Origin of the sequence: Chryseobacterium sp. MDT2-18 (assembly GCF_030815285.1) — a bacterium.
GTDB lineage: Bacteria > Bacteroidota > Bacteroidia > Flavobacteriales > Weeksellaceae > Kaistella > Kaistella salivictor.
Genome location: NZ_JAUSWQ010000002.1, coordinates 304,981 through 322,303, shown reverse-complemented (window position 1 = coordinate 322,303; position 17,323 = coordinate 304,981). Strand labels below are relative to the sequence as shown.

The following is a 17,323-nucleotide window of genomic DNA, read 5'->3' as shown; positions in this document are numbered from 1 at the left end:
TTATCTACCTCCTTTATTTTTGTTACCGCCGTGACCTCTAAAAGATCTTGTCGGAGAAAATTCGCCTAACTTATGACCTACCATATTTTCAGTTACATATACCGGAATAAAAGATTTTCCGTTGTGTACTGCGATGGTTTGTCCTACGAAGTCTGGAGAGATCATTGATGCTCTAGACCAAGTTTTGATTACTGTTTTCTTACCAGACTCTATATTTGTCTGAACCTTCTTATCTAAAGTGTGATGAATGAAAGGTCCTTTTTTAAGTGATCTTGACATAATTATTTTCGTTTAGATATGATATGACGGTTAGACGCTTTGTTTTTCTTTCTGGTTTTGTAACCTTTAGAAGGCATACCATTTCTTGATCTTGGGTGACCTCCAGAAGACTTACCTTCACCACCTCCCATTGGGTGATCTACAGGGTTCATTACTACTGGTCTTGTTCTAGGTCTTCTACCCAACCATCTGCTTCTACCTGCTTTACCGGAAACGGTAAGCATGTGATCGTGGTTAGATACTGCACCAATCATTGCCATACATTCTCCAAGAACCATTCTGGATTCTCCTGAAGGTAATTTAATGATTACGTATTTCTTATCTCTTGAAGTTAACTGTGCCGATGATCCCGCACTTCTTGCCATAATTCCACCTTGACCAGGCTTCAATTCGATACAAGAAATAACAGTTCCCAAAGGAATGTTTTTCAATTTCATCGCATTACCAACATTTGGCTCTGCAGTCTCTGAGGAGATTACTTTCTGATCTACTTTAATACCGGTTGGAGCGATGATATATCTCTTCTCTCCGTCTGCATATTCCAATAGAGCGATGAAAGCAGTTCTGTTTGGATCGTACTCAACAGATTTTACCGTAGCTTCAACATCAAACTTGTTTCTTTTGAAGTCGATAATTCTGTATTTTTGTTTGTGTCCACCTCCGGTGTAACGCATGGTCATTTTACCAGTATTGTTACGACCACCTGACTTACTAATACCAACGGTTAGAGATTTCTCTGGTTTGTTGGTAGTAATTTCATCAAAGTTGTTTACAACTCTGAATCTCTGTCCCGGGGTGATAGGTTTTAATTTTCTAACAGACATTACAATTATTTATAATTAATAAAATTTTATTGTTGTCATAAGGGTATCCCTTATGCTAATTTAGTTGGTTGCAAAAATATCAATCACTTCTCCTTCTGCAAGGGCAACGACTGCTTTTTTCAATTTGCTGGTTTTCCCAACTTGTAATCCTTTTTTGGTGTGTTTCGAAGAAACTTTAGGCGCATAAATCATTGTACTAATGTCTGCTACTTTTACACCGTAAGCAACTTCTATCGCCTTTTTGATCTGGATTTTATTCGATTTAGGGTTAACTAAAAAAGAATAATGTCCTCTCAAATCTGTAAGATAGTTTGCTTTTTCTGAGATGATTGGTTTAATGATAATAGACATGATTTATTTTCTTAAATTTTCTTGGAATTTTTCTATTGCACCTTCTAAGAATACGATCTCACCAGCGTTTACTAAGTCGTAAGAACTGATTTCGTTATAAGTCAAAACTTTGGTTTTTGCCAGGTTTCTTGATGACAGATAAACGTTTTTGTTCGCTTCCGGTAAGATATAAAGCGCTTTTTTACCTTCAAATCCTAACGCATTGTTCAAGCTGATAAATTCTTTGGTTTTAGGAGCTTCAAAATTGAAAGCTTCTAATACTATAATTGAATTATCTCTCATTTTTTGCGAAAGAACAGATTTTTTAGCTAATCTTTTCAAGGCCTTATTCAATTTGAATCTGTAGTCTCTTGGTTTTGGACCAAAAACTCTACCTCCACCTTTGAAAGTTGGCGATTTGATGCTACCGTATCTAGCAGAACCAGAACCCTTTTGTTTCTTAAGTTTCTTAGTTGATCCTGAGATTTCGTTTCTTTCTTTTGATTTGTGCGTACCTTGTCTTTGTGCAGCAAGATATTGCTTAACCTCTAAGTAAACCGCGTGCTGGTTTGGCTCAATTCCGAAGATAGCTTCGTCAAGAGATACACTTCTTCCGGTTTCTTTTCCTGATGTATTTAATACTACTAGTTCCATTTTCTGATAATTACATAAGAATTTTTCGCTCCCGGAACAGCCCCTTTTACTACTAAAAGATTTTGTTCTTCATCTACTCTTAACACTTCCAGGTTTTGTACGGTAACCTGCTTACCACCCATTCTTCCTGCCATACGCATTCCTTTGAATACTCTGGAAGGATCAGAACCTGCACCAATAGAACCTGGGGCTCTTAATCGGTTGTGCTGTCCATGAGTCGCTTGCATTACCCCACGGAAATTGTGTCTCTTCACAACCCCCTGGAAACCTTTACCTTTTGAAGTTCCTGTTACATCAACATATTCACCTTGCGCAAATAAGTTCACTTTCACTTCATCTCCAACGCTTAAATTTTCTACGAATTCATTATAGAATTCTACCAATTTAGCTTTTGGAGTTGAACCTGCCTTTTTGAAGTGGCCGGCTAACGCTTTACCAACGTTCTTTTCACTCTTGTCATCGAAACCAAGTTGAGCAGCTTTGTACCCATCCTTTTCAACGGTTCTGACCTGTAAAACCGAGCATGGACCTGCTTGAATAACGGTACAAGGAATATTCTTCCCAGCTTCGTCAAACAGCGATGTCATCCCGATCTTTTTACCAATAATACCTGACATTGTTTATATATATCTAATTAAGTTCTCGTTTGTCAATCAAGGTTGCAGTGTTTTCTATTTTTGAAATAGGCGCACTTCTTCCTTAAATTGAGTGTGCAAATGTATGAAGAATATTTTAATTGACAATATAAGACCATAAAATATTTTGATTTTTAACATATTACAATTTTTTATCATTTTATCACCTGAAAATATTCCGTTTCTTTTTTCTTTTCGCATTGTCGTTTTCTTGACACGAATAAAAAAAGATTCTCAAATGTGGAGAATCTTATTATTTACAAATTTTTCAACAGAAACTACTCTAAATAATTATTGTTCTTTTTCATATTATCTTGAATTCGCTTTTTGGTCATACAAGGAAACCAAAAAAGGAATCGAAATGATTCCTTTTTTGGTATTAGTTAAAAATTAACTTCAAAAGAGTATTTATAAAATGGAAAATCATCTAGTTTTCAATCTTCTGGAACAAGTTCTAAAGGATTTCTATTTTTCTCTTCTGTTCGTTGTTGATCATGAATTTTCTTTTTGGCTTCTGGAGAGTAAACTACTCCTAATTCTTCCCATTCTGCAATCATATTATGTTTTGCATTTTTCCTGATTTTTCTAAACTGATCGATAGAATTAAGTTTTACGACATCTGCATTTTGTTCAACATATAATTGCTTACTAAAATCTATTCCTAAAAATTTGAATGCATGATGTTTTTGAGTATCATACATTTCTAAAATAATACCAGGAAGTCCTCTGAAATTCATCGGTCCATCATTTAGTGGCAAATCTAAAGCATACCACGCCTCCCATGATCTACCACCAAAATCTAAGAAGGCATTTTGACATTTGTAACCTCCAATTATTTTAGATTCCTTTCCTAATCTCCATTCATTTTTCGGATAGTTTCTCGGATAAATATATATTTTGGTATTTACATCATCTTGAATGAGTATAGAGTTCGGATTCTTGAAATATACAAATTGATAGGAAGGCTTCGGTAATTGCATGGCCAATCCGGATAGCGCAGAAAAGCTTTTGTCTTTTACAGAATTTATAATTGAATCTCTTTGAGATTTATACAAACTTCTAAATACAGATTTGCCATTTCCTGGCTCAATAGATAAAACAAGCGGTTCACTTTGAAAAACATTTTTATCATTCGCCATATCATATAATGCCACGTATTGATAATACACGTTAATGTTTTGTGAATAACAATTGATGCTTAAAAACAAGAAAAATAACAGCAACTTCATTTGTAATAATTGTAAATCGAATATACAATTAAAATTTGAATCACAATTACTGCCAACATTTTGAATATGAAACTTTTCTTGTTGGTTTTTTGATTAAAGATGAGCATTCCTAATACTGACCCGATTGCTCCTCCAAAGGTAGTCATGATTAATAATGAGGTTTCGGGAACTCGGTTTTCTTGTTTTATGGCTTTGCGTTTGTCGAGTCCAAAATAGATGAAACTTCCGGTATTAACCGTAGTGAGAAAAGCGATAGAGAATTCATTCATTTTACGAAAATACTGAAAAATTATTTACAAAAGAACTGAATAATTACTAACTACTGCCCCCTAAAACTAAAAATCAACATTACGGATAATTTATTCTTTCATTCAAATCAATAGGGTTATTATTGTTTTTTATAGATAGTTTCAATTTTTTCTCTAACTCTCTGTAGTCTTGATCTGAAAATTGAGTTCCATCATTTTTCAACCTAATGGCATTTCCTTGTTTGTATTCAGGAATAGGATTATTATAATAATTAAGTAATACTTTCGGCCATTCATCTTCCTTTATTTCAAATTTTCTAACACCTAAATATTTTTCAATAATTTTCTCTGAATCGGTTATTGTTGAAAAGTTTTTATTTTGAATAAATGAAAAGTGATAATTATCATCATCATCATAAGCTTCTAAAACCAACCCTGGTAAACTATTAAAAAAATATGGACCATAAGGTAAAGCTATTTCATTTGTAAACCAGACATTCCACATTCTTTTTCCATTAGAACCAGTTGCTTTCTGCACTAAATACTCTCCTATTTTTTTCTTTTCACCCGTTAATATCCATTCTATCTTTTGGGTAGTTGAATAGAAATAATAATTCATGGAAAGATTATTATATACTTTGAAATTATTCTTTTTGTTCTCCCATGCAATAATTTTTTTAAATTTTGGATAAGCAAATTTAAAAGTAGAGTTTGTGTTATTTAAAGAATCAATTCGAAGATATTCATTACTATAAAACAAATTATTATCTGCATTAATATCTAATACTAGAATTTCTTTTTGTATTAATGAGGAATTATCACTAGGTTTGAAATTTAAATTATAATAAAATCTTTTCGTTTGTGAATTAAATAAAAAAGGAATTAGAAAAAAATATGGTAAAAACTTAACATTATTTATTGCAATCATTACATTCTTTTTTTAAAATAACTTTTTCTTTTGAATAGAATTCTCTTTGCTTATTAATTTTATTCTCAATATCAATAAGGTGATTATTTAATAGCTTTTGGTATTCTTCTTCAGTAATAGATGAGTTGAAATTGTAATTTTCAGCAAAATTTTCAATTTCTGCGCTAGACTTCTGTATTGAAATATTTTTTGCCAAAATTTTTAAATCTCCATTAACATCACTTATTTCCAAAATAATACCATTTAAACCATTAATTTTAATCGGCCCGTATGATAAGGGAATTTGGTTTGTAAACCAAGCAATGTATTCTACGTTACCTATTACGGTAGTTGCTTTTGAACATTCATATCCTAGAATGTTTTTTTCTTCAGTAGAAACCTTCCAGTTAAATTTCTTTTGATCAATGATTAAATGTTCTTTATTACCATTAATGTTATTATTGTAAAAATAATTTTTAGCATTATCAAATAAAATAAACCGTGTTTTATTTGCATTACTATCTATTGTATTAGAAGGATAGACTAAAGAACCATCTGATGAAGTATAAATTGAAGTATGTTCTTTAGCAGTTAAAAATTTATATAATGAATAATTTGAATCAAAAAGTAAAATGGCATTTAACGTTTTACCTTTATAATTTTGCTCATAAGAAATTACCCCTCCTTTATTTATTTGCGAAAAGAATAAAGAAGATATAAAAAGTACGAGAAAAGAAATTTTCTTAAACTGCATCATATAGATATAAATTAAAATGGGCGTTTGGTACCGCCCATAACTTTGTTTCTAAACCAATCTTGGCAAACTTTCACCTAAATCAGTACAAGGAACTTGGTACCAATCAGAACAAGATTTCTTTTCTGTTATAACACCATTAGAATCCGTTGAAGAGGTAATGGTACAATATCTTTCATAACAGCTTTCAACTCCACCAACAGAAACTATTTTAACCTCTTTAAAAGTAGAACCATCATTACTTTTAGAATGAACGATCTCTTTTAAATCCGCTACTTCTGGTTTATTAAATTCAGCAGGGGCAGCAATTGCGAATCCTCCACATACGACAAGCATCGTAGATAATAATACTTTTTTCATAATACATTGTTTTTGTTTTTTAATGTATCACGAATATAAAGCTAAAACTAAAACTGAACCTGTGCAAGCTATTCTTCTTAAAACAATGCGAAAGTGACATTTTAGAATGAATGTAAATTACAAAATTCTATATGCCAAAATGAGATTTACAATTAACATCCTCAACCTTTCATAGACTGAAAAGCTGGTAAAAATGGGATAGCCAGGAATCGTAATAGACGAAACTCCTGTTGCTCCAAAAAAAAAAAAAAAAATTTCATCAACAACTGAAACTTTAATCAAACAAAAAATCCCTAATCTTTCGAAAAGGGATTTTATTATCATAGCAAAGTGCAAATCATCACACTTTAATTTCTACGTCAACTCCTGAAGGTAACTCTAATTTCATTAGGGCATCTACAGTTTTAGAAGAAGAAGAATAGATGTCCATCAATCTTTTGTGTGCAGATAGTTGGAACTGTTCTCTTGCTTTTTTGTTTACGTGAGGAGATCTCAACACGGTGAAGATTCTCTTATTCGTTGGCAAAGGAATCGGGCCGTTTACAACAGCACCGGTAGCTTTTACCGTTTTTACGATTTTCTCAGCAGATTTGTCTACTAAACTGTAATCGTAAGATTTTAATTTTATTCTGATTCTTTGTGACATTTTGATCTAATTTAAATAATTAACCTCTTGCTTTTTCGATTACTTTTTCAGCGACACTTTGTGGGGCTGCTTCGTATTTTTCGAATTCCATAGAAGATGTTGCTCTACCTGAAGACAGGGTTCTCAGTGAAGTTACATAACCGAACATCTCGGAAAGTGGAACGAATCCTTTGATTACTTTCGCGTTGTTTCTGTCATCCATACCGTTTACGGTTCCTCTTCTTCTGTTAAGGTCCCCTACGATATCTCCCATGTATTCTTCTGGAGTTACTACTTCCAGTTTCATGATTGGTTCCATGATTACCGGTTTCGCTTTTTTACCTGCTTCTCTGAAGCCCATTTTTGCTGCAAGTTCGAAAGATAATGCATCTGAATCCACTGCGTGGAAAGATCCGTCTTTCAAAGTTACTTTGATTCCTTCTACTTCAAATCCTGCTAAAGGACCGTTTTTCATAGATTCTTTGAAACCTTTTTCTACCGATGGAATAAATTCTCTTGGAATGTTACCACCTTTGATCTCATTTACGAATACTAATCCAGCTTTACCGTCATCGGTTGGGCCTAATTCGAACTGAATATCAGCAAATTTACCACGTCCACCGGATTGTTTTTTGTAAACTTCTCTGTGAGCAGCAACTTGTGTTAAGTTTTCTTTGTATTCTACTTGTGGTTCACCTTGGTTAACCTCTACCTTAAACTCTCTTCTCATACGGTCGATCAAGATATCAAGGTGAAGTTCACCCATTCCTGAAATAATCGTCTGACCGGAAGCTTCGTCGGTTTTCACCTGGAAAGTAGGATCTTCTTCTGACAGTTTTGCCAAAGCGTTCCCCATTTTATCCTGATCTGCTTTTGTCTTAGGTTCTACTGCGATACCGATTACTGGATCTGGGAAAACCATCGATTCTAGAACGATTGGGAATTTCTCATCACACAATGTATCACCAGTTTTAATATCTTTAAATCCAACCGCTGCACCAATATCACCTGCTTCAATATATTCTACAGGATTTTGCTTGTTCGCGTGCATTTGATAGATTCTGGAGATTCTTTCTTTGTTACCAGATCTTGTGTTTAATACATAAGAACCTGCATCAAGTCTTCCTGAATAGGCTCTAAAGAATGCCAGTCTTCCTACGAAAGGATCGGTAGCAATCTTAAATGCCAATGCTGCAAATGGATCTTGAACGGTAGGATGTCTTTCAACTTCCTCATCAGTTTTTGGATTGGTACCATAGATTGCTTCTTTATCCATTGGTGAAGGCAAGTACTTACATACTGCATCCAACATAAACTGTACTCCTTTATTCTTAAATGAAGAACCACAAGTCATTGGGATAATCGACATATCGATGGTCGCTTTTCTCAAAGCTGCGTTGATTTCGTCTTCTGAAATTGAATCCGGATCTTCGAAGAATTTCTCCATCAAAGTGTCATCATAATCAGCAACTGCTTCAACTAATTTTTCTCTGTACATGTGTACTTCATCCAACATATCTTCCGGAATTGGAATAACGTCGAAAGTAGCTCCCTGAGTATCATCATGCCACATAATAGCACGGTTCTTAATCAAATCTACTACTCCTGTGAAAGTTTCTTCAGCACCGATTGGTAAAACGATTGGAACTGCATTGGATCCTAACATTTCCTTCACCTGGTTTACAACCATAAGAAAGTCAGCACCTTGTCTGTCCATTTTGTTTACGAATCCCATTCTCGCAACATTGTAATTGTCAGCCAATCTCCAGTTGGTTTCGGATTGAGGCTCAACACCGTCAACCGCTGAGAATAAAAATACCAAACCGTCTAATACTCTTAAAGAACGATTTACCTCTACCGTAAAATCTACGTGTCCTGGTGTATCGATAATATTAAAGTGGTATTCGTGAGAATCAGGTGTAGGCTTTCCCTCTGATCTTGGGAACACCCATTTACAGGTTGTTGCAGCGGAAGTAATGGTAATACCTCTTTCTGCTTCCTGCTCCATCCAGTCCATTTGTGATGAACCCTGGTGAGTTTCCCCTAATTTGTGAACTTTACCTGTGTAAAATAAAATCCTTTCTGTAGTGGTGGTCTTCCCTGCATCAATGTGCGCAGCGATACCAATGTTTCTTGTATACTTAAGATCTCTTGCCATTTCAGATTAGAATTTAAAGTGTGAAAATGCTTTGTTTGCTTCAGCCATTCTATGAGTGTCTGTTTTCTTTTTGTACGCAGCACCTTCTTCTTTTGCAGCAGCGATAACTTCAGTAGCTAATTTCTGAGCCATTGATTTATCATTTCTAGCTGTAGAATATTTAATTAACCATTTCATCGCCATAGAAATTTTTCTATCAGCTCTGATTGGCATTGGAATCTGGAAGTTCGCACCCCCGATTCTTCTAGATCGTACTTCTACGTGAGGCATAACGTTCGTCAAAGCATCTTTCCAGATTTCCAGAGCCGGCTTTTCGTTATCTCCTTTTTTACTTTCTACGATGTCTAATGCGTCATAGAAAATTTTGAATGCGATTGACTTTTTACCATCAAACATCAAATTGTTTACAAATCTTGTTACCAGTTGATCATTAAATTTTGGATCCGGTAACAACGGTCTTTTTTTCGCTTTTGTCTTTCTCATTGTTTCGTTTCTTAAAAATTAATGATTACTTTTTCTTACCTTTTGCAGGTGCCGCAGCTGCCTGACCTGGTTTTGGTCTTTTCGCTCCGTACTTTGATCTTCTCTGGGTTCTTCCAGCTACTCCTGCGGTATCCAAAGCTCCACGAACAATGTGATAACGTACTCCCGGTAGGTCTTTCACCCTTCCGCCTCTAACCAATACTATCGAGTGCTCTTGAAGATTATGTCCTTCGCCCGGGATATAGGCGTTAACTTCTTTACCGTTTGAAAGTCTTACCCTTGCAACTTTTCTAAGCGCAGAGTTAGGTTTCTTAGGAGTGGTGGTATATACTCTTGTACATACACCTCGTCTTTGTGGACAAGATTCAAGGGCAGCCGATTTGCTCTTCTTGGCAAGCGAGACTCTTCCTTTTCTTACTAATTGTTGAATAGTAGGCATTAAATTGCTTTTTATTTTAGGGGGCAAAAATAGGAAATTATTTTGAATTAGCAAACCCTGAATTACAATAATTTACAATTACTTTCAGCGAAATTATTTTTTATGAGATTACAAAGGCATTACCGAGAATTCTTCGAAATTATTCCACCGGCTGTTTCGCACTTTACTTCTAAAGTAGAAAAACTATCCTAAATCTCAGAAATTATAAAGCCGACGCCACTCAACATATATTAAGGAGTTGTACAATAATTCTTTGCCGCCCTCTTATTATGCAGCGGAACGAAATCTTTGTCACGATAAGCTATAAAGCAATAACCTGTCTGTAAATGTAAAATATATTTAAAAATAATAATTCATTACACAAAAAAGCCGCTCAATTACTGAACGGCTTTCATTAATTATAAATATAATTTTAGTGACCTAAAACTTCTTTTACTTTATTAGCAGCTTCTTCCAACGTGATTGCTGAATGAACCGGTAAACCGGAATGATCGATTAACTCTTTTGCTTCAACAGCGTTGGTTCCTTGCAATCTCACGATCAACGGAACCGGAAGGCTTCCCATCGCTTTGTAAGCATCTACAACACCTTGGGCAACACGGTCGCAACGTACGATTCCTCCAAAAATATTAATCAGAATAGCCTTAACATTCGGATCTTTCAAAATAATACCGAAAGCTTTCTGAACTCTTTCTGCATCGGCTGTACCACCAACGTCTAAGAAGTTTGCCGGGTTACCGCCAGATAATTTAATGATATCCATGGTCGCCATCGCCAAACCAGCTCCGTTTACCATACAGGCAACGTCACCATCAAGTTTCACAAAGTTCAAACCAGCTTCACCGGCTTCAACATCTGTAGGATCTTCTTCTCTTGTATCTCTTAATTCAGCCAAATCTTTGTGACGGAACAATGCATTATCATCCAAAGAAACTTTTGCATCTACCGCAATAATTTTATTGTCAGAAGTTTTCAATACAGGGTTGATTTCAAAAAGAGAAGCATCAATCCCAACGTAAGCACTGTATAAATTCGTAATAAATTTAACAAAATCCTTGAACGCAGCTCCTTCCAAACCTAAGTTGAATGCGATTTTTCTCGCCTGAAAACCTTGTAAACCAACACAAGGATCTACGACTTCATTATGAATTAAATGTGGCGTCACTTCGGCAACGTGCTCGATATCCATACCACCTTCTGTAGAATATACGATCATATTCTTGCCTTGTGCACGATCCAAAAGGATAGAAACATAAAACTCTTTGGTTTCTGTTTCTCCAGGATAATATACATCTTCAGCTACCAAAACGAAATTTACTTTTTTCCCTTCAGCAGAAGTTTGTGGAGTAACCAACTGCATTCCGATGATGTTTCCGGCATTTTCTTTCAGTTTTTCCATGTTCGGTGAAAACTTTACACCGCCGCCTTTTCCACGTCCACCTGCGTGAACCTGTGCTTTAACGACCCAGCCTTCGTTACCGTTCATTTCAGTCAGTTTTTTCGCTACTGCTTCTGCTTCTTCCACAGTGTTTGCAATAAAACCTCGTTGGATGTTAACTCCGTATTTTGCCAAAATCTCTTTGGATTGGTACTCGTGAAGATTCATAATATTTTAATTAGATATTTATTTTTTTTAAAGATTGACAAATTTAAGAAAATTTGAGAAGATAACAGTTGAACCCATTGAAATTTTTGGCAAAAACGGTTTTAATGTTCTTAAAATTACTGAATTGCAGGTTTTCTCTTTTCATAAAAGGTAGTTGCAATCCCGGCTAATATTATAATACTGCCAACCATTTGAACCACCGTGATTTTTTCGTTCACAAAAACTGCCGCTAAAATAGTGGCAAAAATCGCCTGACTCAACAGACTTAAGGAAACTCTGGTCGCCCGCATATTCTGGGTCGCATAACTGATGAGCAACCATGCGATTAACTGGCAAACAACTCCCTGAATAACAAGTGAAACCCAGGCCTTATCTGAAAAACCGAAAAACTGTTCTCCGAAAACAACATTAATAATGAAAAGAAAAACAGTACTGAAAATCATGCTGTAAGTAATAAAAGTAATGACTTCTAATTGCTCCAACAGCCTTTTGCTCACCAAAATATACAAAGCATACAGTAATCCTGAAAGAATACCGAGGAAGAAAGCGACGTCTAATTTCAATTCTAAAATCACATCAATCCCTACAAAAACCGTCATTCCTATTAAAGCGATTAAAGTTCCGATCCAAAAACTTTTTCGCGGCCGGTAACTCAAAAAAACAAAGGAAAATATTCCGACCCAGATCGGAGAAAGATTCGTAAGCAAAGTCGCCTGCGTGGCAGATGAATTCTGAATTGAAATATTCCAAACGGCAATATCTGAAGCAAACAAAACGCCGCAAACCATTATTGGCAAAAGCATTTTGACGTTTTCTAACTTAAGTTTGTTCTTATAAAGAGCAAATGGCAAAAGAATCGCCGTAGCAATTGCCATTCTATAGAACGCAGAAATTAATCCCGATGTGAGATTCATCCGGACGATTACAGGGAAAATGGAAATACACAAAATCCCTAGAAATAAAGCGATTCTCGGTCTCGTCATGTTCAATATTTTCTACCGACTTCTTTGCAGATTTCTAAATATTCCGCAGGCATTTTCGAGAAATAATCATTCTCGTAATACTCATCTGAATGCGGAATGTAGAAGCTGTATTTTTTACCAAGCGGAATGAGTGGAATAAAGAAAAGTGTAATATAATTATTAAAAACTTTGATTTCTGCATTCACCAAAAATCCGTTTTTATTGATTTTACGGGATTCTTTTCCGACTAATTTCTGTGAATTTCCAGCGATGAAGAAAAACATACAATAAGTTTGAAGTCCAGGATTTAAAATTTTGCTTTCACAAAATAAAAGATCAGCATCGCCCAGGAAATAATCATCAGCAAACCACCAAGCGGCGTTATTGGCCCGATCGCTTTCGATGGAATCGCTGCCACTTCACTAAATGCCAACAAATAAATACTCACCGAAAACAGAAACGTTCCCGCAATCATTAAGATAGAAATCCACTTTTCCGAAGGGGTTTCAAATTTTAAAATATATCCCACGATCAATAAAAAAAGTGCGGAATACATTTGATATTTTACTCCGGTTTCAAAACTGGCGAGCTTATCAATTGATAAAACTTTCTTTAAAGCATGCGCCCCGAATGCTCCTAAAATTACGGAAACCAAACCATAAACGGCTCCGATGATTAATGTTAAATTTTTCATATTATAATTCTCCCTGTTGATACATGATAACTAATTTTCCCATGATGGATAATATTCCGATGAGAATAAACATCCACGAAAATTTCTTTGATTTGGCAAATCCCGGGTCTTTGGTTGTTTTCAGAAAAACCCCGAAAATTAAAATTAAAAGCCCTAAAAAAAGTTGCAACATATTATTTATTCCTCAATTTATTAAACTCCGTAATCACTTCATGATGCGTCACCGTTTTGTCTTTAAAATAAGTGACAAAATGATTTTTCTCTTCTTCGGTTGCTCCCAATTGGTTCAGGATGTTGAACAGATGCATTTTCATGTGCCCTTTCTGAATTCCCGTCGTCACCAAAGAACGCAATGCGCCAAAATTTTGAGCCAAACCGGAAACCGCTAAAATACTCATCAGTTCCTGCGCAGAAGGTTTCCCGAGCAAAGCCAGAGAAAATTTTACCAGCGGATGAAGATTCGTCAAACCACCAACAACACCTACAGAAATTGGAAGATCAATCCAAAATCTGAAAATTCCGTTATCGGTTGTGCAGTGCGTCAAACTTGAGTATTTTCCGTCTTTTGCGGCGTAAGCATGCGCGCAGGCTTCGGTTGCACGGAAATCATTTCCTGTCGCAATTACAACTGCGTCAACTCCGTTCATAATTCCTTTATTATGAGTAGTCGCACGGAAAGGCTCGATTTCGGCGATGGTCACCGCGCGTTTAAATTTGGTTGCAAATTCTTCGTTAGAAATTCCGCTGTCGTCTTTCAGGTCTTCAATTTTGCAGGAAACTTCGGCACGTACAATACAATCCGGCGTGAAATTGGAAAGAATATTCATGACAATCTGCAGCGAATCTTTTTCTTCCTGCGTGAAACTTTCTTCTTTCTGAACTTCTTCTGTCAAAGTTTTTCCGAACTGTTCCAAGCAGGAATTGATGAAATTAGCACCCATAGAATCTACGGTATCGAAACTCGCTTTCAGTTGAAAATAATTTTCCAAATCCGCAGTTTTATCGATGAGACGAATGTTTAAAATTCCACCACCACGATTTCGCATGTTTTTGGTGATTTCTTCGGTCGCTTCAAACAATCTTTTCTTTAATTTAAAGTTAAAGAAATGCTGTAATTTATGAGGTTCCACATTCAGAATAAAATGTGTGTGACCTAATTTTTTGGTGTTAATAATTGTTGTTTTGAAACCACCTTTATCAATCCAAAATTTTGCGGCCTTGGAAGCGGCTGCAACCACCGAACTTTCTTCAACTGCCATTGGCAATGCCAATAATTTCCCATCAATCAGGAAGTTTGGAGCAATTCCATAAGGCATATAAAAATTAGAAATCGTGTTTTCGGAAAACTCTTCGTGGAGTTTTTGAAGGGTGTGATCGCCGTTCCAATATTGCTGTAAAATCTGCTCATAACTGCGGTCTTCATTCAGATATTCATTAATAAGCCAATCTATTTTTCTTTGTTTTGAAAGTTTAGAAAAACCTTCTACCGGACTGTGATTCATTGAAGTTTAATTAAAGTTCAAAGATAGGAATTTTTGTATGGAAGTTTTTGGTTATAACGCCACGAATGCACGAATAAAATTCATTCGTGCATTCGTGGCGATTTTTTAAAAATAAAATTTTAGAACTTCGAAGATTTTTTTAACCTTCGAACTGCGTTCCCAAAAACTCCCATTCCTGCAACGCCAAATCCAAATCTGCTTTTCTGGAATTGTAAGTTTCCAACGTTTCCGCTGAAGGATTTTCGGTGGTAAAAGTCGCTTCCATGTCCTCGATTTTCAGTTCGAGTTCAGAGATTTTTTCTTCTACTTTCTTTATTTTATTTTGAATATTCTTTTGATCTTTCGAAACAATAACCATCTTTTTTTCGATCGGTTTTTCAATTACTTTTTCTGCAACAGGTTCGTTTCTCATTTCCTGCAATTTCGATTTTTCGGCAGAAACTTCGCGGATACTTTCTTTCTGACGGAAGGCCAGATAATCATTAATATCTCCCAAAAATTCTTTCATCGTTCCGTCACGGAATTCGAAAATCTTATCACTTAAACCTTGGAGAAATTCACGGTCGTGAGAAATTACGATCAGCGTTCCTTCGAATTTCTGCAGTGCCAATTTGATAATTTCTTTGGACTGAATATCCAGGTGATTCGTAGGCTCATCCATAATCAAAGTATTAAACGGACGGAGCAACAATTTACACAAGGCCAAACGGTTACGTTCCCCTCCGGAAAGCACTTTTGTTTTCTTCGTAACATCATCACCTTGAAAAAGGAAACTTCCCAATAGATCACGAACACGAGGACGGGTTTCTTCAGTAGCAGAATCTTCAGCTTCCTCTAAAACGGTTTTATTCGGGGTTAAAACTTCTTCCTGATTTTGGGCAAAATAACCAATGTTTACATTGTGACCGAGATTCCATTCACCGGAATAATCGGTAATTTCTCCAGATAAAATTTTCGCCAAAGTTGTTTTTCCTTGCCCATTTTGACCTAGCAAAGCAATTCGCTGTCCACGTTCTATGAAGAAATCAACGCCATCAAAAATTTGTTTTTTACCGTATGCTTTTCCTAAATTTTTAGCTTCAAAAACTACTTTTCCCGGAGTTACAGCGGGTTGAAATCGAATATTAAATTTGGAAACATCATCAGTATCAACTTCAATTCTTTCTAATTTATCCAGTTTCTTTATCAAAGATTGCGCGAAAGAAGACTTAGTTGCAGAAGCGCGGAAACGGTTGATATTGTCTTCCATTTGCTTGATTTCTACATCCTGATTTTTCTTGGCTTGAATTTGTTTTTCTTTTCTTTCTAAACTTAACTCTAAATATTTGGTGTAGTTGGCTTTGTAATCGTCAACTTTTTTATTATTAATGTCGAAAGTTCGGTTACAAACAGAAGTCATAAATTGCTTATCGTGACTCACAAGAACGATGGATCCCGGATAATCTTTCAAAAAACTTTCCAGCCAAATGATGGATTCCATATCCAGGTGATTCGTAGGCTCATCGAGTAACATCAAATCGTTTTTCTGCAGAAGTAATTTTGCGAGTTCGATTCTCATTCGCCAACCTCCGGAAAACTCATCGGTGATTTTATGAAAATCATCCGCTTTAAAACCTAAACCCAACAGGATTTTCTCCACATCACCTTCCAGATTATAGGCGTCGTAATGCATCAGAAGATCATTCAATTCGGTCATACGGTGAATTATATTTTCATACGCTTGACTTTCATAATCGGTTCTGGTCACCAGCTGATGATTCACTTCATCGAGTTCATTTTTCATGGCATTGATTTGCTCAAACGCCTGCATGGTTTCATCCCAAACGGTTCTTCCTTTTACAAAATCCAGATCCTGCTTCAGGAAACCCATGGTCACATTTCCTTCGGGAACAATACTCCCTTCGTAGAAATTAATTTCGCCGGTAATCATCTTTAGCAAGGTCGATTTGCCCGCTCCGTTTTTGCCGACCAAACCGATTTTATCATCCTTTTTGATGGTGAAATTTACATTTTGAAAAAGGTAATTCCCAGAGTGATGAAGACCTAAATTTTGAACAGAAATCATATTTTTTGAATACTAATTGATAAGTGAATTTTCGAGGTGCAAAAGTAGTGAAACTAATTGAATTACAGACTAAGTTGCGCGGCCAGTTACTGAATTTTTCAAGTTAAATATTTAAATTTACCGGTATTTTAATATTCAAAATAAAGAATCTAATCAGCCTTTCCACCAAAAGTTACTGACTTGCAGAAACCTCGGGGTATGTGCTTACTTTTTATTTAAAATAAAAAAAGCGGTAAAAGGTTTTGGGCTTTCAATGTTGATCCCGGCTATATCTGAGATGCCGAAAGTTAGAATTCTTCAAAATTAATTTTAGTAAAAATAAAATCTTGCAATACATAAAATCCATCTATTTCCCCAGACCCCATACACTTATTATCATTCTGAAAAGAAACCTTACGCACTGAAAAGCACCTTTGTTGTCGTCACCGTTCCTAAAGAACGTCTTGATAGTATTTTTGTGAAAAGCTTTGTCGCAGAAGCGATTTGGCCGTCATTTATAGTTTCTTTTTTTAATAAAAAAGAATCCACCGATGAAAGTGGATTCTAAAAACACAAATGATGAAAAAAAA

The 17,323-nt window shown here is 35.6% G+C and carries 21 protein-coding genes; all 21 read right to left on the bottom strand.

Annotated elements, in window-relative coordinates; translation table 11 throughout:
- The 21 genes from rpsS to QF004_RS03290 all read right to left on the bottom strand — a co-directional run bounded on the left by rpsS (position 1) and on the right by QF004_RS03290 (position 16,754).
- Complete coding sequence (gene rpsS / locus QF004_RS03390; RefSeq protein WP_039341565.1) at positions 1–279, bottom strand: 30S ribosomal protein S19; 279 nt, start codon at positions 277–279, stop codon at positions 1–3.
- Positions 280–281: 2 nt separating this feature from the next.
- Positions 282–1,103 (bottom strand): 50S ribosomal protein L2, encoded by an 822-nt coding sequence (gene rplB / locus QF004_RS03385; RefSeq protein WP_133439495.1) that lies wholly within the window; start codon positions 1,101–1,103, stop codon positions 282–284.
- A 60-nt stretch (positions 1,104–1,163) separates the two neighbouring features.
- Positions 1,164–1,454, bottom strand: coding sequence for a 50S ribosomal protein L23 (rplW, locus tag QF004_RS03380; protein WP_133439493.1), 291 nt, complete (start codon positions 1,452–1,454; stop codon positions 1,164–1,166).
- Between the two features lie 3 nt (positions 1,455–1,457).
- Positions 1,458–2,087 carry a 50S ribosomal protein L4 gene (gene rplD / locus QF004_RS03375; RefSeq protein WP_133439492.1) on the bottom strand — a complete coding sequence of 210 codons (630 nt, stop codon included), beginning with the start codon at positions 2,085–2,087 and terminating at the stop codon, positions 1,458–1,460.
- Complete coding sequence (gene rplC, locus QF004_RS03370) at positions 2,078–2,704, bottom strand: 50S ribosomal protein L3 (RefSeq protein ID WP_133439491.1); 627 nt, start codon at positions 2,702–2,704, stop codon at positions 2,078–2,080. The genes rplD and rplC overlap by 10 nt, the downstream gene beginning before the upstream one ends.
- A gap of 452 nt (positions 2,705–3,156) precedes the next feature.
- Positions 3,157–3,951: a GLPGLI family protein gene (locus QF004_RS03365; protein ID WP_307422691.1), complete on the bottom strand. Its 795-nt coding sequence runs from the start codon at positions 3,949–3,951 to the stop codon at positions 3,157–3,159.
- Complete coding sequence (locus QF004_RS03360; protein ID WP_307422688.1) at positions 3,948–4,220, bottom strand: DUF1294 domain-containing protein; 273 nt, start codon at positions 4,218–4,220, stop codon at positions 3,948–3,950. The genes QF004_RS03365 and QF004_RS03360 overlap by 4 nt, the downstream gene beginning before the upstream one ends.
- Positions 4,221–4,299: 79 nt before the next feature.
- Entirely contained in the window at positions 4,300–5,127 is an 828-nt protein-coding gene (locus QF004_RS03355; protein ID WP_307422682.1) for a GLPGLI family protein, read from the bottom strand.
- Entirely contained in the window at positions 5,111–5,863 is a 753-nt protein-coding gene (locus QF004_RS03350) for a GLPGLI family protein (protein WP_307422679.1), read from the bottom strand. Before QF004_RS03350 ends, QF004_RS03355 begins: the two co-directional genes overlap by 17 nt.
- Positions 5,864–5,911: 48 nt before the next feature.
- A complete protein-coding gene (locus QF004_RS03345; RefSeq protein ID WP_307422674.1) occupies positions 5,912–6,220 on the bottom strand; it encodes a hypothetical protein in 309 nt (102 codons plus the stop codon).
- A 340-nt stretch (positions 6,221–6,560) separates the two neighbouring features.
- Positions 6,561–6,866, bottom strand: a complete 306-nt coding sequence (gene rpsJ, locus QF004_RS03340; protein WP_056035238.1) for a 30S ribosomal protein S10 — start codon at positions 6,864–6,866, stop codon at positions 6,561–6,563.
- Between the two features lie 19 nt (positions 6,867–6,885).
- The gene (gene fusA / locus QF004_RS03335) at positions 6,886–9,003 is read right to left on the bottom strand and encodes an elongation factor G (protein ID WP_133439484.1); all 2,118 of its coding nucleotides are present in this window, start codon (positions 9,001–9,003) and stop codon (positions 6,886–6,888) included.
- Between the two features lie 6 nt (positions 9,004–9,009).
- On the bottom strand, positions 9,010–9,486 hold the full coding sequence (rpsG, locus tag QF004_RS03330; protein WP_133439483.1) for a 30S ribosomal protein S7: 477 nt from the start codon (positions 9,484–9,486) through the stop codon (positions 9,010–9,012).
- A 25-nt stretch (positions 9,487–9,511) separates the two neighbouring features.
- Complete coding sequence (rpsL, locus tag QF004_RS03325; RefSeq protein ID WP_034718671.1) at positions 9,512–9,925, bottom strand: 30S ribosomal protein S12; 414 nt, start codon at positions 9,923–9,925, stop codon at positions 9,512–9,514.
- Positions 9,926–10,337: 412 nt separating this feature from the next.
- Positions 10,338–11,531 carry an ADP-forming succinate--CoA ligase subunit beta gene (gene sucC / locus QF004_RS03320; protein ID WP_307422667.1) on the bottom strand — a complete coding sequence of 398 codons (1,194 nt, stop codon included), beginning with the start codon at positions 11,529–11,531 and terminating at the stop codon, positions 10,338–10,340.
- Positions 11,532–11,647: 116 nt separating this feature from the next.
- On the bottom strand, positions 11,648–12,514 hold the full coding sequence (locus QF004_RS03315) for a DMT family transporter (RefSeq protein WP_307422664.1): 867 nt from the start codon (positions 12,512–12,514) through the stop codon (positions 11,648–11,650).
- A 2-nt stretch (positions 12,515–12,516) separates the two neighbouring features.
- The gene (locus QF004_RS03310) at positions 12,517–12,777 is read right to left on the bottom strand and encodes a hypothetical protein (protein ID WP_307422662.1); all 261 of its coding nucleotides are present in this window, start codon (positions 12,775–12,777) and stop codon (positions 12,517–12,519) included.
- Positions 12,778–12,800: 23 nt separating this feature from the next.
- Positions 12,801–13,187: a DUF423 domain-containing protein gene (locus tag QF004_RS03305; RefSeq protein ID WP_307422658.1), complete on the bottom strand. Its 387-nt coding sequence runs from the start codon at positions 13,185–13,187 to the stop codon at positions 12,801–12,803.
- 1 nt (position 13,188) lies between these two features.
- Positions 13,189–13,359: a hypothetical protein gene (locus tag QF004_RS03300; RefSeq protein WP_165983196.1), complete on the bottom strand. Its 171-nt coding sequence runs from the start codon at positions 13,357–13,359 to the stop codon at positions 13,189–13,191.
- A gap of 1 nt (position 13,360) precedes the next feature.
- Entirely contained in the window at positions 13,361–14,689 is a 1,329-nt protein-coding gene (locus tag QF004_RS03295) for a hydroxymethylglutaryl-CoA reductase, degradative (RefSeq protein ID WP_307422655.1), read from the bottom strand.
- Between the two features lie 139 nt (positions 14,690–14,828).
- Complete coding sequence (locus QF004_RS03290) at positions 14,829–16,754, bottom strand: ABC-F family ATP-binding cassette domain-containing protein (RefSeq protein ID WP_307422653.1); 1,926 nt, start codon at positions 16,752–16,754, stop codon at positions 14,829–14,831.
- Between the last annotated feature and the right edge of the window lie 569 nt (positions 16,755–17,323).

Excerpts from the sequence above, each read along its gene's own strand:
- QF004_RS03290 (WP_307422653.1), bottom strand. The coding sequence starts at position 16,754 with ATGATTTCTGTTCAAAATTTAGGTCTTCATCACTCTGGGAATTACCTT.
- QF004_RS03295 (WP_307422655.1), bottom strand. The coding sequence starts at position 14,689 with ATGAATCACAGTCCGGTAGAAGGTTTTTCTAAACTTTCAAAACAAAGA.
- rplB (WP_133439495.1), bottom strand. The coding sequence starts at position 1,103 with ATGTCTGTTAGAAAATTAAAACCTATCACCCCGGGACAGAGATTCAGA.
- rpsS (WP_039341565.1), bottom strand. The coding sequence starts at position 279 with ATGTCAAGATCACTTAAAAAAGGACCTTTCATTCATCACACTTTAGAT.
- rplD (WP_133439492.1), bottom strand. The coding sequence starts at position 2,087 with ATGGAACTAGTAGTATTAAATACATCAGGAAAAGAAACCGGAAGAAGT.
- QF004_RS03350 (WP_307422679.1), bottom strand. The coding sequence starts at position 5,863 with ATGATGCAGTTTAAGAAAATTTCTTTTCTCGTACTTTTTATATCTTCT.
- QF004_RS03365 (WP_307422691.1), bottom strand. The coding sequence starts at position 3,951 with ATGAAGTTGCTGTTATTTTTCTTGTTTTTAAGCATCAATTGTTATTCA.
- QF004_RS03300 (WP_165983196.1), bottom strand. The coding sequence starts at position 13,359 with ATGTTGCAACTTTTTTTAGGGCTTTTAATTTTAATTTTCGGGGTTTTT.
- rpsJ (WP_056035238.1), bottom strand. The coding sequence starts at position 6,866 with ATGTCACAAAGAATCAGAATAAAATTAAAATCTTACGATTACAGTTTA.
- QF004_RS03355 (WP_307422682.1), bottom strand. The coding sequence starts at position 5,127 with ATGATTGCAATAAATAATGTTAAGTTTTTACCATATTTTTTTCTAATT.
- rpsL (WP_034718671.1), bottom strand. The coding sequence starts at position 9,925 with ATGCCTACTATTCAACAATTAGTAAGAAAAGGAAGAGTCTCGCTTGCC.
- rplW (WP_133439493.1), bottom strand. The coding sequence starts at position 1,454 with ATGTCTATTATCATTAAACCAATCATCTCAGAAAAAGCAAACTATCTT.
- QF004_RS03315 (WP_307422664.1), bottom strand. The coding sequence starts at position 12,514 with ATGACGAGACCGAGAATCGCTTTATTTCTAGGGATTTTGTGTATTTCC.
- QF004_RS03360 (WP_307422688.1), bottom strand. The coding sequence starts at position 4,220 with ATGAATGAATTCTCTATCGCTTTTCTCACTACGGTTAATACCGGAAGT.
- QF004_RS03305 (WP_307422658.1), bottom strand. The coding sequence starts at position 13,187 with ATGAAAAATTTAACATTAATCATCGGAGCCGTTTATGGTTTGGTTTCC.
- sucC (WP_307422667.1), bottom strand. The coding sequence starts at position 11,531 with ATGAATCTTCACGAGTACCAATCCAAAGAGATTTTGGCAAAATACGGA.
- rpsG (WP_133439483.1), bottom strand. The coding sequence starts at position 9,486 with ATGAGAAAGACAAAAGCGAAAAAAAGACCGTTGTTACCGGATCCAAAA.
- QF004_RS03345 (WP_307422674.1), bottom strand. The coding sequence starts at position 6,220 with ATGAAAAAAGTATTATTATCTACGATGCTTGTCGTATGTGGAGGATTC.
- rplC (WP_133439491.1), bottom strand. The coding sequence starts at position 2,704 with ATGTCAGGTATTATTGGTAAAAAGATCGGGATGACATCGCTGTTTGAC.
- QF004_RS03310 (WP_307422662.1), bottom strand. The coding sequence starts at position 12,777 with ATGTTTTTCTTCATCGCTGGAAATTCACAGAAATTAGTCGGAAAAGAA.
- fusA (WP_133439484.1), bottom strand. The coding sequence starts at position 9,003 with ATGGCAAGAGATCTTAAGTATACAAGAAACATTGGTATCGCTGCGCAC.